The sequence below is a fragment of the Glutamicibacter arilaitensis genome (genome assembly GCF_044793945.1).
GTDB classification, from domain to species: Bacteria; Actinomycetota; Actinomycetes; order Actinomycetales; family Micrococcaceae; genus Glutamicibacter; species Glutamicibacter arilaitensis_B.
Window position 1 is genome coordinate 3,364,120 of the sequence record NZ_CP084994.1, and the last position, 13,439, is coordinate 3,377,558.

The 13,439-nt window shown below is 56.2% G+C and carries 14 protein-coding genes; 4 read left to right on the plus strand and 10 right to left on the minus strand.

Annotated features, from left to right (window positions below; translation table 11 throughout):
* Window positions 1-138: 138 nt before the first annotated feature.
* The gene (locus tag LG294_RS15755) at window positions 139-807 is read left to right on the plus strand and encodes a GntR family transcriptional regulator (protein WP_404287373.1); all 669 of its coding nucleotides are present in this window, start codon (window positions 139-141) and stop codon (window positions 805-807) included.
* 12 nt (window positions 808-819) lie between these two features.
* On the opposite strand, the gene LG294_RS15760 is transcribed toward LG294_RS15755, so the two are convergent.
* The 3 genes from LG294_RS15760 to LG294_RS15770 are packed head-to-tail and all read right to left on the minus strand — an operon-like array spanning window position 820 to window position 3,525.
* Window positions 820-1,473, minus strand: coding sequence for a GPP34 family phosphoprotein (locus LG294_RS15760; RefSeq protein WP_404287375.1), 654 nt, complete (start codon window positions 1,471-1,473; stop codon window positions 820-822).
* Between the two features lie 9 nt (window positions 1,474-1,482).
* Window positions 1,483-2,739, minus strand: coding sequence for a hypothetical protein (locus LG294_RS15765; RefSeq protein WP_404287377.1), 1,257 nt, complete (start codon window positions 2,737-2,739; stop codon window positions 1,483-1,485).
* Window positions 2,740-2,781: 42 nt separating this feature from the next.
* Window positions 2,782-3,525, minus strand: coding sequence for a sulfite exporter TauE/SafE family protein (locus LG294_RS15770; RefSeq protein ID WP_404287379.1), 744 nt, complete (start codon window positions 3,523-3,525; stop codon window positions 2,782-2,784).
* A 118-nt stretch (window positions 3,526-3,643) separates the two neighbouring features.
* On the opposite strand from LG294_RS15770, the gene LG294_RS15775 reads away from it, so the two are divergent.
* Genes LG294_RS15775 through LG294_RS15785 form a run of 3 tightly spaced genes read left to right on the plus strand, consistent with a single transcriptional unit; the run spans window position 3,644 to window position 4,847 of the window.
* Window positions 3,644-3,913, plus strand: coding sequence for a hypothetical protein (locus LG294_RS15775; protein ID WP_404287380.1), 270 nt, complete (start codon window positions 3,644-3,646; stop codon window positions 3,911-3,913).
* Window positions 3,832-4,479, plus strand: coding sequence for an FAD-dependent oxidoreductase (locus LG294_RS15780; RefSeq protein ID WP_404287382.1), 648 nt, complete (start codon window positions 3,832-3,834; stop codon window positions 4,477-4,479). Before LG294_RS15775 ends, LG294_RS15780 begins: the two co-directional genes overlap by 82 nt.
* Before the next feature lie 5 nt (window positions 4,480-4,484).
* Complete coding sequence (locus tag LG294_RS15785) at window positions 4,485-4,847, plus strand: hypothetical protein (protein WP_404287384.1); 363 nt, start codon at window positions 4,485-4,487, stop codon at window positions 4,845-4,847.
* 215 nt (window positions 4,848-5,062) lie between these two features.
* Here the strand turns inward: LG294_RS15785 and LG294_RS15790 are convergent, their stop codons facing one another.
* The 7 genes from LG294_RS15790 to LG294_RS15820 all read right to left on the minus strand — a co-directional run bounded on the left by LG294_RS15790 (window position 5,063) and on the right by LG294_RS15820 (window position 13,336).
* Complete coding sequence (locus LG294_RS15790; RefSeq protein ID WP_404287386.1) at window positions 5,063-5,461, minus strand: universal stress protein; 399 nt, start codon at window positions 5,459-5,461, stop codon at window positions 5,063-5,065.
* A 46-nt stretch (window positions 5,462-5,507) separates the two neighbouring features.
* Window positions 5,508-6,623 (minus strand): isocitrate/isopropylmalate dehydrogenase family protein, encoded by a 1,116-nt coding sequence (locus LG294_RS15795; protein WP_404287388.1) that lies wholly within the window; start codon window positions 6,621-6,623, stop codon window positions 5,508-5,510.
* Between the two features lie 21 nt (window positions 6,624-6,644).
* Window positions 6,645-8,576 (minus strand): tripartite tricarboxylate transporter permease, encoded by a 1,932-nt coding sequence (locus tag LG294_RS15800; RefSeq protein WP_404287390.1) that lies wholly within the window; start codon window positions 8,574-8,576, stop codon window positions 6,645-6,647.
* A gap of 889 nt (window positions 8,577-9,465) precedes the next feature.
* Window positions 9,466-9,996: an AbrB family transcriptional regulator gene (locus tag LG294_RS15805; protein WP_404287392.1), complete on the minus strand. Its 531-nt coding sequence runs from the start codon at window positions 9,994-9,996 to the stop codon at window positions 9,466-9,468.
* Window positions 9,993-10,601, minus strand: a complete 609-nt coding sequence (locus LG294_RS15810; protein WP_404287394.1) for an AbrB family transcriptional regulator — start codon at window positions 10,599-10,601, stop codon at window positions 9,993-9,995. Before LG294_RS15810 ends, LG294_RS15805 begins: the two co-directional genes overlap by 4 nt.
* A gap of 398 nt (window positions 10,602-10,999) precedes the next feature.
* Window positions 11,000-12,115 carry a Bug family tripartite tricarboxylate transporter substrate binding protein gene (locus tag LG294_RS15815; RefSeq protein WP_404287396.1) on the minus strand — a complete coding sequence of 372 codons (1,116 nt, stop codon included), beginning with the start codon at window positions 12,113-12,115 and terminating at the stop codon, window positions 11,000-11,002.
* Window positions 12,116-12,178: 63 nt separating this feature from the next.
* Window positions 12,179-13,336, minus strand: a complete 1,158-nt coding sequence (locus LG294_RS15820) for a 2-methylaconitate cis-trans isomerase PrpF family protein (RefSeq protein ID WP_404287398.1) — start codon at window positions 13,334-13,336, stop codon at window positions 12,179-12,181.
* Between the last annotated feature and the right edge of the window lie 103 nt (window positions 13,337-13,439).

Consider the following 13,439-nt stretch of genomic DNA (forward strand, 5'->3'; position numbering starts at 1 on the left):
GTGGCTCTGCGTAAAGGGTGAAACGCAACTCTTAGCAGGCACGAAGAAATGATGTCGGCCAATACTCTGAGTAGTCAGACATAATATGATTATCTTGGATATTGCGCTCCATGATCCGCTAATAAGAAAGAGGCCAGCGTGGCAAAGGCATCTACGCATTCGCTCGAAGGAATCCGACGCACCATTCTGGACGGTTTCTGGTCACCGGGAGATCGGTTGCAGCCCACCACGTTAGCTGAGCAATTCAGCACCAGCACCACCGTCATTCGCGAATCTTTGACTCGTCTAGCCGGTGAAAACCTTGTCGCCATCCGCCCGAATCGCGGTTTTTTTGTTCCAGATCTCAACCTTGGAGAATTGGCTGACATTACCGAGCTGCGTTGTGCCACCGAGGCGCTCGCGGCACGGTTGGCCGTGGAGCGTGGAACCGTAGCCTGGGAATCTGGGCTCATCGCCGCACACCATAAGCTTTCGCGCACCCCACGCCGTCTACCCGAAGATCCGGATCGGGTAAACCCATTGTGGTCGGCCGCGCACCGCGAATTTCATCAACAGCTTTTAGCGCCTTGCGATTGCCAACCGATGTTGAAGCTCTCCACCGACCTAGCGAATTTCACGGAGCTTTACCGCCGGTGGGCCGCCCCGTCGCAAGCGGCTGTGGCTCGAGATGTTGAGCAGGAGCATGTAGAAATACTTGATGCGGCGTTGGCACGCGATGCGCAGAAGCTCGGAGACCTTTTGCGCAAGCACTTCCAAGCCACGGTTGACGTCGTGATGCATGCAGGATTGGTTCAGCAGCCTGCCTAAGTCACGGTCGTTTTAATTTGCTCCAGGCAGGATCGTTGTCGTGGCGACCGCCTCGTTCATGGTTGCTACCGCTTTGCGCACCGCGTCACCGGCGCGAGCATCTATGGCAACTTCCCTGATCCGCGCTTGAGCCTGCGCTATACCGATGGGCTCAATTTCTTCGGGCAACACCTGCTGCAACACACCCATGCCGTGGATGATGGAAAGTAGCGTCGCCTCGTGGGTTGCAGCTTCGCGCTGTCCCTGGAGCACCAAGCTCAATCCACTGCGAAATTGACGTTCCAGCTGCCCGTTGAGCACGCGGACCGGCGCCTTGCCTAAGCCCAATAGGCCACGCTCGCCATATTCGACGAGTCCCTGCTTGGCCAAGGAGTCTGTGACGAGGCGAATATTGCACAACCCGCTGATGGCTACCGCAGAATCAAGATTTATCCCGTTCTTGCCCTCTAGCTTTTCCAGCGGGTGTTCCAAGACAGGGTCGGCTATTGGTCCAGCGCCGATAATGGTGATTCGTGGATTCGGGTCATCAGTTAGCCCGATTCTTCCTGCCAAAATCAGGTCGGCGATGATCGCTGAGTTCATCCCATATTTGTAGGAGCTCATCACCGTTTCCGGCTGTCCGTCGTCCTTGGTGAGCAGCAAATACAGCATCTCGGAGATCAACATATTTCTAGGCTAACGAGTTTGGAACCCTATGTCCTCACCATTACGACGGATATCGTCGTGGACAAAAGATGGTTCGGAAGATGCATCCCCGTCCGCCGGCGTAGCTGTCAGTTTATTGTGTTGTGCCCGCCTGCGTGTCCGCTTTTCCTTGCGCAGTTGCTGCTTCTTATCATGGATGAGCGCCGACGTTGTTCGGATGAACACCGAGATCCAGGTGAAGAGAATCGCGACCACGGCGAGTTCAAATCCGGTGAGGTTGTAGTAGTTCCACTCCTGCCAGAGCAAGAAGGACAACCATAAGGCGCCTAGAGCCGTCAGCGACATCAGGTGGAATATTACCGGATAGCCCGGAAGAAGCACGGTAGTCCCCATCAGGAGCAACATCATACCGGCCGCAGCCAAACGAACGAATGCAGCGTGCACCTCGGGAGCGACATTCACCGGAACTATGCCAATCAGAATGACGCCAAGGGCCACGGCCAGCAGACACCAGCGGACCACCCCGGGGCGCGGTCGCAAATACTTGGCAAGCCGGTATTTCTCCAAGCTCGGGCGGCACCTATAGGTTCGTGCGAGCTTCGCAAGATCTCTGGTCATGAATTCGGTAAATGCCATCAGCACGAGTCCAGAAACCACCAAAGTGGTGTTGAACGTCCAGAAGGAACCGATACCCGCGTCGTAGGTACCAAGAGAGGAGAACATCGACTGCCACCAACCTCGGTCCTCGGCGAGCAGCATGCTGATGACGACACCCGAAGCCATGAAGATTCCCAACACCACTGACAGCGTTTCGGCATTCGTCCGTGCTGTGGCAACCAAGCACAAATAGGCGCTGATACCGGTCGCCCCGCTAACTAGCAGAGAACCTGCAAGCATATCCACGCGCAGTCCAAAAAATGCTTGCTGCATCAGGTGGAAAGCCACCATCAAGATCATCACCGAACTCGCTGCGTGAACTAAAACTAGCCCAATCATGGTGACTACCTGACGCCACCTCGGGATCCTTCTGAGCCACGGTTCGCGTGATAACAACAACCGCCGAAAAGCCACCACACTTGCCAGTGCTGCTGAGACAGCCCCGGTTGAAGCGGCCACAGCGCCGACGGATAACCCACCGGCCAGAGCAGGTCGATTACCTGCAAACAGGATGAACCCAACTACTAATCCCAGGATCGAACAGATGAACCCTGCCCACAATGCCTGTCGTTCAATGTCTAGCTCTGTGGCAGGTTTGCCTTGAGTCTGAATGCTGTCTTCGGTCCGCACGGTACCAATTATCTCACTGATAGATTTTTATTCCGTTTCGGCCTACGCCAGCGCCAGGGTGAGCCCGCTAGCCATCAGCGTCACGGCACCGGCAAACGCAATGAGGATAACGAACAAGCGACTGAACTTCTCCGGAATTTTGGGAGCCAGGAAATTACCCAGCAGGATGCCCGCAACCATGGCCACCAGACAGCTCACCCATTGCGTCCAATGAAGTTCGGGAACTCCGCCCTTGGCCAGCAACGAAGCAATAGCCAAGACGAAGAAATACAGTTGCACCGAAATGGCGAATTTCGTCTGTGGCCAACGGCTGGCCACAGCGTACCCCGCGATGGCTGGGCCCGATACACCGGCGGTGACCGACATGAAACCTGAGACAGCGCCGGCCCCGATAGCTAATCCCTTGCTTTGTGCGGTCCGTAGGTTGCGCACTAGGAAGCTCGAACCTAGCGCAAGGATAACCATCACGGCAATCCCAACTGTCAGCCAGGGGCCTCCTAACCGCGAGGCAACCCAAGCACCTGGAACGGTCATGATGACCGCTGGAATCAGCATCAGCAAGATCTTCTTATATTCAACGTCCTTGAATACTTGGATCAGTATCAAGAAACTACGGCAGGCTCCAAGAAAGTTGACCACCATAACCCCGTGGTGCGGCCCGAGGACCATAACCAAAAATGGTGAAGAGACCAGCGCGAAACCCATTCCGGAGATACGTTGCGTAGAAGCCCCCACAAAAACGGCCGCGGACAGTCCGAGCAATGCGCCGAGTTGTAGCGTATCCAATAGCTTTTGCCTTCCAGTTCCTGCGCCGAGCACAACCGCGCCCTCTTGCTTTACGTTAGTGCACGCTCCCACGACTTCAGAATACGAATTCGGCGGTGTCTCGTTCCACGCTATTCAGGTGAGTGTCGACGCTGATTGCCTAATCATTGGCCGTGGAGCGATGGGTTCTGCCGTTTCCCACGCTTTAGCCGCGCGCGGTGCCGGGGTGCTCAAGCTCGAGCTATATGCACCGGGCCGCCAGCACGGTGCTTCGCATGGCGCGACCCGTAACTTTAATCCGGCCTACGCGACGACTGCCTACGTGCGTTGCGGCAACGCGCGAACCTTCTATGGGCCGAAGTCTCCAAAGCCTGTGGCACTGAACTGCTACACCGCACCGGACTGGTGAACCACGGCGAGGTAACCGGGCAACGTCGGATCCAGCGCAGTATCAGCGCGGCGGGATTCGACAGCCAGCGGCTGAGCATCGCCGAGGCCGAAGAACGTTTTGCAGGGATGGAATTTGAGACTGAGGCTTTGTACATTCCCGCAGGCGGTCGGGTCAATGCCGATCTTGCGGTTTCGACGTTGCAACGTATGGCTTCGAACTCCGGAGCCGCGATTCGCCACAACCAGCGGGTAACAACCCTGAGTGCGATTTCAGATGAGCGCGTCAGCGTCCAGTTGGAGGATGCTGCGGGGTGCACAACCCTGCGCACGCCATGTCATTGTCGCCGCCGGCGCTTGGACACGGAGGTTAATTGGAGAGGTTATCGATCTTCCGCGGATCCATGTCACCGAAGAGCATCCGGTTCATTTCGCCCAATCCGCGTTTTCTGCTCGGTGACCCGGCTTCAATCACTATCTAGATCCCGCCCGCGACCTCGGGTCCCCGGTTTATGGCCCGATTTACGGAATGCACACCCCCGGAGAGTGGATTTAGGTCTGCTGGCACGGGTCGGGCCGGATAGTTGACCCGGATGCCCGATCTCACGAACTCGTGGACGCGCAAATCCGGGCGTTGCAAGCCTACGCTGCACGATGGTGGTTACCCGGTGTTGATTCCGAACGTTTCGAGTCGGTCTCCTGCACCTGTTCGAATGCCGAGGACGAGGACATCATCCTGGATCGTTTCGGTCGCCTTGGGTGCCGGATTTGGCGGTCATGGGTTTAAGTTCGTGCCGGCCATCGGCGAGCATCTAGCCGATATGGCAACTAGCGCCTGCGCCTCTGAGCCGATCTTCGCCGCAAACCGCAAGATCACGCGTCCACTAATTCTGGAGCGGCGCCATCAGGTCGAGCTGGGCCAACCCTGCGCCCAGCGCCCGGTTGCTGCTGGGTGAAGCAGCCAGCCCCGCCGTTGGTTCATTAAACGCGTTTTGGTGAATCCGATCCGCTCGGATTCACCAAAACACCGCCATTGGAGCTAGCTCGCCTAGCGATACCAATAAACCTTCTTCGACGCCTCGCGCCTAACGCGCATTACTTACCGCACGTTTCTTGTTGCATCCTGCCAAATCGATGCGTAAGAGGCCGATCTTGATTAGTTCTTCGGGTCCTACGTACGGGCAGGTTTCACGGTGACCACCGGAATGTCTGCCTCCATGATGATTCGTTGAGCAGCGCTGCCCAGAATAAACTTGCCTACAGTTGAACGTCGACGGGTCGCAACGACAATTAATACTGCATCATGTCGCTGCGCAGCCTCAAGAACCTCAAAGTCAGGATCCTCGTTGCGGATTGGCTGTTCGATCTCGATTGCGACACCCGCTTGTTCCGCAAGATCGCGCATGGCGGACAGCTGCTCGGCTGAGGCCAATTGTGGATCGCCGAGCGCTCCACCACGCGACGAATTCACCACTATTAATTTGGTCTGGTGAAGGGATGCTTCTTTAATCGCGAACTGCAGGGCAGCTTCGCCTGCTGGACCAGGCACATATGCCAATATAATGCTCATCGGGTTCCTCTCGGGTTTTAGTTCTGGGTAATCCGCGGTTGGCTATCTAGTCAACCGAAAGGTGGTTAAGCACTGTTTCGGTTACAGCTTCGGTCCCTCCAGCGGGAGATCCCGTGGGCAGAATGGATATATGCCCGCCGGCGAAGGCTGATTCAACTGCTGAATCTATGAGGTCAGCCGTTTCGGCATGACCGCAATGATTTAAGAGCATCGCTCCGCTGAGTATTTGAGACACAGGGTTGGCCAGATTTCGACCCGCGATAAGCGGGGCGCTACCGTGGATGGGTTCAAAATAAGCGGTATCTTCGCCGATATTGCCCGACGGGCACATTCCCAGTCCGCCAACCGTCCCAGCGCCTAGATCGCTCAGGATGTCACCGAGGAAATTTTCCATTACCAGCACATCGAACCGTTCCGGCTCCGTCACCAGCGCATGCGCTGCCGCATCGGCATAGCAGTGATCCGCTTCAACCATCGGGTAATCGGCGGCCACCTCGTCGAAGACTTCGCGGAACAACGCGAAACTGCGCAAGACGTTGCTCTTGTCCACACAGGTCACTCGGCGTACACCATCTCGCGGCGCCCCCGACCGTCGCAATGCTTGCTCGAAGGCAAAACGGACAATTCTCGCGGTTCCCTCACGAGTGATCAGCATCTGGTCCGAGGCCGCATGGTGATTGCGTACTCCGGCGCCACGAGACAGGTATAGGCCTTCGGTATTTTCGCGCACAATAAGATAGTCGATTGAGCCAGGTTCAGCCCTGGTCGCCGCGCGAACGCCTGCCCGAAGACGGACAGGACGTACATTGGCGAAGGTGTCAAGGCCGATGCGGAGCAGACCTCCGAGCAGCCCTCCCTCCGTGCCATCGGGTTTGCGTACCGAAGGCAAACCCACTGGCCCTTTAAGCACTCCATCGGCAATACGGAGCCTATCGAGGGCACCACCCAGTAGTCCTGCCCCTGTCGCCTCGTAGACGCCAGCGCCTCCGGGCTCTTCACTCAGGTTGAGATTGACCCCGGTCATTGAGCAAGCTTGTTGCATAATCTGGACCGTGCTGTGCACCAGCTCAGGACCAATCCCGTCGCCTGGCATAATCACCAGATTGAGGTCAGCTTGCTGTTTTTTGCTCGTAAGTGCGGTAATCGAGTCCAACGAGTTCACGATACTTCCTTAAAGGCTTGTTCAAATACCGAGATAGATGTAGCCGACAGGCATGACGATTTGGGCGTATTCCTGAAGGAGCAGCAGGAATCCGAACACCACGATCGGGTAAACGATAATGGTGCGGATTCGCGCCTTGGCGACGAGCCAGAGGAAAACTGGCACGAAGATGACAGTACCGATCATCATTCCGAAGATGTAGACGATAGCGATGTATCCAAGGATCCATAGCAATGAACCGGCCACGGTGCGCAGCGTCGCGTGCCATTCACTTCTATCCGGGCTACCGCCGAGCTTCTTTGCAGCGCGGTGCTTGCGGATATCGACGATCAGCGCGATGATGCAGAGAATCGCACCGATGCCTGTAGCCAGCTTGGGGAACAGTCCTGCAGCTTCCGAGAATGACTGCGACAGGATGAAGCCAGTAACGAATATCGCCAGGAGCGATGCGGTGACAACCGGGTACCAGAACGTGGGGGCAAGTGGGCCTCCGGTTTCATCGCCTTCGCGAATCATTCCTTCATCGTTGCCCTTGCCACGGATCTTTTGCACAAGATTAACCACACCGGGACCGACCAGGATGAGGATCATAACCATAACTGCAGGGCGGAAGATCCACTCGTTGAGATCGTACAAGTTTGCGGTCAGGAAGTAATAGCGTTCGAGCGGGACAGCGAGCACGAAACCGATCAGGAATGGCGCACGCGGCACATCGAAGATCTTCATGATCCAGCCGACGATGCCCAGCAGCAGCATGACCCAGAACACTTGGAGTTCAAGTGGTTCCTGGAAGCCGCTCATGAAAATCAGCGGAATAATCGCCGCTGCGAGCAACGGGAAGCGGATGAAGCTCAGCTTGGCCAATGGCTTGGCGAGCAGGAAGCAGAATAGCGCACCGACGACGCTGGCGATCGCGAATGACCAAACAATGACGTAGACGATGTCCAGATTCTGCGTGAGGATACGTGGACCTGGCTCGATGCCAAAGATCAACAGTGCGCCCAATAGCAGTGCGAATGGCGCCGCGCCGGGAATTCCGAACAGCAAGGTTGGGATCAATGCGCCCGCTTCGACTGCGTTTCCTGCCGCGCTTGGCGCAATGACGCCTCGTGGGTCACCATTTCCGAAGTTGCCCTTGTTCTTGCCCCGCGACGTTGCTTGGGCTTGGCCGTAAGCCATCCAAGACCCCGCAGTTGCTCCCACACCGGGCAAAATCCCGACCAGCACGCCGATTACTGAGGCACGTACAACATGCGTCCAGTGCCTAACAACGTCCCGGATGCCATCTCCCCATCCCGTTCCGAGGCTCGCGACGTCCGAGACGGCGGTCTTGCGGGCAACAAGGGAGATGAATTCTGCAACACCGAAAATACCCAATGCTACAGCGACTAGTCCCAGACCTTCTGTCAGGTAAAGCGAGCCGAAGGTGAACCGGTACTCGGGAGAGGTTGGCGCCCCGCCGATCTGTGCGAGAAGGATGCCAAAGAGACCTGCAATGAGCCCCATGAGCACATGGCCCTTGGACAACATGGCAGTCAATGCAACACCCAGCAGGGTCAGCATGAATATTTCTGGTGAACCCAGAGACATAACAATCGGTCGGGCAATCGGGATGCTCACCGTCAAGATGACTACGCCGATGAGTCCACCGATCATCGAAGACAGGAACGAGATCGACAGAGACCGGGCTCCCTGGCCTTTGCGGGCCATCTTGTGGGCGTCAAGGAGCAAAACGGAAGCAGAAGCCGACCCGGGAATTCCTATGAGGATGGAAGTGACCGCATCGGATGTGTGCACAACTGCGACTGCACCGATAATCAGTGCCATGGCCGGCCCGGGCTCAAGCAAGAAGACGAAGGGTAGCAAGACCGCAACGGCGCCTGTCCCACCAAGTCCCGGAATAACGCCGATTACGAGTCCGGCGACCACTCCGATCAAGAGAAACAGAAGCATGCTCGGATCAAGGAATGATTCTAGTGCCGTAAGGGCTGCATCCATCATGAGAGTACCTCCCGCTTGCATTCAGCGCCGGCGGTCTTTGGAAGAGACCCCAACTGGTGCCAAGAGCTTCTGGACAGCCCAATTCCGCGAATCGCCTCCGCGTCGCCCCGTTGTCGAGGGAGGGATCGTGCTTTCTGAACTTTTTTCGTGAGAACGGCTTTACCGAACTGCACTGGGGTCATAAATGGTCCCACTGTGTTCCTTTCCAAGCTGAGCCACCGAACCGGAAGCTAGTGACTCAGCTAACAATAGCGAGCCAAGAAGCCGACTTTCGACCAGAATACGACTTAAGAAGACTCGAAATACTGGACTGGGAGTGAAGAGATACTTCAATCGACGTTGTGCAGGTCGGAACCAACATCCAAAGTTCGCTAAAAGGGCATGCCATTTTGATGCCATCGCGTTATCCCGATGCACTTCTCTGTGGGTACGAAGATTAATTAGCAACACTCGGGAAGGCGCGAACCGCTTGGCCGCTAATATTCCCATCGCAGGATAGAACGCCATGACTCGGCCCCATCGGAAAACCTCGTCCACCAAAACTGCCTGAGCCTCGGCACCTGCGGGCTCCCAGTCTTCACTGCAAAAGTTGAGCCCGAATGAGGTGCAAGATTCAGCGGAAAAGTTGGGTCGTATTCATTGAAGTATTACCGGCTCTGCAGCTGGATATACTCGGTGGCGCTCGGCATCGGGTCCTCCAACGGCAGAGCGCGGCGCCTCAAGGAGACCACAACGAAACGATGCGGTGCCTGAAAGTTCTGATGGCCGAGAAGATCTATTGATAGGTCCTTGCCGATCCGAACTCAAGCTGCTCTGCCTTTTATCCACTGGAGAGGCGTTGCTATGCGGGGTTCGAACTGTTGGGTGGTTTAGGTGACTTCCATGTATTAGCCCAACGGATCAGCAACGGAAGCGTCCACAGGCTCGCTAGGAGCCGCAAGATATGGAGGCCCGCAACGAGCGCGCTGTCGGCGTTAAGTGCGGTGCTGGCTGCCACCATTTCACCGACACCGCCAGGAACCAGGCCCAGCAGTGCTACCCGGGGCTCCAGCATTCCCGTCATTATCGCGAGGCATGCCCCTCCGATCCCCACTGAAATCAGCAGCCCCGCAATGACCACTGCAGGCAAAAGTAGACGTCTCAGTTGCTTGAGGAATCCGGGCAAGATGGCAGCGCCGACTGCAGTTCCGATGAGCACCTGCGCGAAGAATCCGAAGATAGACGGCACTGCTGCAGTCACCGAAAATATCAATGCCGCTGCCGCAGATCCCACAATCGACCCGGTAATTGGCCACATTGGAAGCTTCAGCAAGCGTGCCGCTACGGCACCAACTACGCCACCTCCGAGAAGCAGCAAGAGCGCGGGGCTCATCGGATATCCAGGTTCAGGATCATAATAGGCAGGACGATCAAAACCACCACGAGCACACGAAACATATGGATGGTAAGCACCGCATGGAGCTGCGCCCCTTGCCGTTGGGCAAAGGGGAGAATTTCGCTGAGGCCTCCTGGCATTGCGGATATAACAGCAGTCACCGGGTCGATTCCGAACTTGATGAAAAGGTACCGCGCCAGCAGTATCGTGCTGGCAAGGAGCGCCACCACGTAGCCAAGCATAGGAATCAAGACGCCGAACAGCTGTTCGAGTGTATATACGGTCAGCTGGGAACCAGCGATAACCCCCAGCAGAACCTGCCCGGTAATTCGAAGAGGCCGCGGAAGTGCGCGGATGTGCGTCGCGGAAGTTCCACGTTGCTTCTTCTGCTTGGACAGACGCCTGGCAACGAGCGCGTTCACGACCATGGCTCCTCCCACGGAGCCTACCAATGCCCCCGCCGGAATTTGCAGCAACGTAAATACCGTGGCTCCGAGAAAACCCCCGGCAAGCAACAGCGCAGAGCTTTTAAAAGACTCGCCCTTTGTTGGTTTCGCCCCGCTACTATCCACTTGTTTGACCACCTGTGTCTTGTTGATCAAAGCGCCCTAGAGACGCGCGCTTTCGCTCCGGTACTTATATGGGAGGCAGTACCGGAGCTCGACTGCTCACACTTCCCCCGCCTGCCCGCAAATGCTCTTCCAACGGAACTTCTAGGCGTTCGATGAACCGTGCTTGCTTTCCCACTGACAAGGCCAGCTGCAGGTAATCAGCGCGTTGAAAAGACGGCGACCGCGAATTCAATGCAGCAAGGGTTCCCGTAAGACTTTTAGCACCGTATATTTCTACCGTCGAGAACCCAGGCTTCGGCCGACACAAGACACGCGATAATCCGGAAAACTGGAAGCTGAGCCAGAGACGTCTGCCGAGCCGTCCAGATTCAGAAATGAGCGTGGCCGCCTGCATCCTAAAAGGATGCAGGCGACCACGCATGCTACAACTATTTACTACGAATCGTCACGCCGTGCTCATTTTCGAGCATATCCAACGTGTAATTGCGAATTTCTTCCGGAATCTGGAAGGACTTACGCAGCTCCTCCTCGGCAACGTCACCGGCCACCAGTGGATAGCCACCTAGGATGTCCTCGCTAGAGCTAAGGAATTCCTCGTCCTCAACGATTTCGCGTACCGATTCACGGTAAGCATCGACAACTTCATCAGGGGTACCGGCGTTCGCCCAAATCCCCTTCTGGTACACATACGCGGGAACTAGAAAGGCTCGATAGGCTTCATATGCTGGCCCCTCAGGCGAACCGCCATGGATCAGCTCATATGCTTCTTCCAAGGTAGGCAAGTCCGGGAAAGCCGGATCACGCACAACTTCACCGTCTTCGATGACACCGAAGCTAAACAGCGGAACCGCGGTTCCCTCTTCAACCATGGGTTCAACCTGCGTCAAATATGCAGAGGTCGTCTGGTAGTCGAGATTCACCTCACCACGTTCCAAGGCAAGTCGGGCTGGGCCTCGTCCCTCGAAACCGAAGGTCGCATCGATGTCGATGTCCAGCACGTCCATAGCCTGAAGCAGGGTTACGTCCAGCCCGGTGGCGCTAATTCCACCGTAGGTGAGGGTCGCATCATAATCTGCCAGGTCTGCCACACTTTCGATGCCAGTCTTGGAGCTAACGTACGCCACGCCACCGGTACCGTTGAGCATCAGCGGGCGCATTTCGGAAAAATCGAACTGCACCTCGGGCTGGCCGAGTAGCGCTTGGAGATAAGTAGTGCCAGAGGTAACTAGAATGGTTTCGCCCGACGTCCCACCGGTATTCACAAACGCATTACTGCCCGTAACGGATTCGCCTCCGGGCACGTTCTCAACCAAGAATCGCGGGTTGCCTTCGACATATTGTTCCAAGTAAGGACTCAAGAACCTCGCCCAGGTGTCGGTTCCGCCGCCGGCCGAATACGGCACGGTCAGGTTGACGTTGGATGGCATGCCGCCGTCTGTCGATTCTCGGCCGACGTTCTGCTCGGGAGCACCGCATGCTCCGAGGGCCAGAACCGATGTCACGGCAACCATAGCCATGGCTCGTTTGCTGAATTTCATTTTCATTTTTACTACCCCATTGTATTTTCGTGCAGCTTTTACGCTGCTGTGCGTTGATGATCCAATGGATCAATCGGCGAGCTGGTTTGCAATCATTTCGTCCGGAACAAAGACTTGCCCTTTCATCAACCGACGGGCGGTCCGAAAACCGGAAACACTGTTTACTCGACTTTCATGCCCATCAAATTCCACATCGGCTGTCACGGTCAGCAGTCCTGCCGGGTGGCCAATGACAAACTCATCGCTGCCCTTCTGGATAAGGTCATGCACTAGGGTGCCAGGCAGATTCGCGGCAACACTCGTTGCAAATGCACCAGTCAGCGGGTAGGAGTTATGGGCTCGGCCCATAGACATCATCATTGCGCGCAGGCTAGTGGCTTCGGCTGGAATCATCTTGCCGTTTGTGGCCGTATAGTCACGCGGTGCGCCGACGAGTGAAAGTTTTGGCACCGAGGGTGCGTCCCGAGTAGCCTGCTTCACGCTGTCCGTTATCCCTGCAAGTACAGATGCCTGAGCACGCACGGCCTCAATCCTCGCCAAAAGTTCCGGGTCGGCGTCGATCTGCGCAGGAAGCTCAAGACCCGTCAATCCAAGATCTTCCCACCGCACAAAGACAAGCGGGTTCGTCGCATCGACTATAGATACGGGAATGGTTCCCACGCCTGGAACGTCCAGCTCGTCCCGGACAGATCCAGTGGGAAGGAGCTTTCCTGTCACGGCACCTCCCGGACTGACGAAGTCAAGCTGGATCTTCGAGGCAAAGCCCGGAACTCCGGGCAATTCGAAATCCCCTATAGGATCGAACCTTCCGTTTTTGGTCGGCACATGGGCGGCAATTACTTTGTTTGTATTGAGGTTCAAAAATTTGACCACCGTAAAGGGTTCGGTAACTTCTACTAGCCCTTCGTCAACGGCAAACGGTCCGACAGCAGACGAGATGTTTCCGCAGTTGCTCTTACGATCCACTAATGGCTGGTCCAAACTAACCTGGCCGAATTCATAGGTGACGTCCACGCCATACGCTGCCCCATCGCCGATGATCGCGATCTTGCTTGTCGTGGACACGGCCCCTCCCAGTCCATCGATCTGTCGACGGTATGGATCCGGGCTACCCATTGCGGCTAGGAGAAACGCGTCGCGCTGGGCAATGTCCTGAGGCAAATCCTTCTCGTGGAAAAACAGGCCTTTACTAGTACCGCCACGCATCAAAACCGATGGGATCTGCATATGTTAGTTCCTTCAACTTTCAAACCTGAGGATTGAGATATCCGCCACATCCAGTTTCGAACAAGGACTCGGGTTAAGCAATGGCATACTTCTGTACGGGATG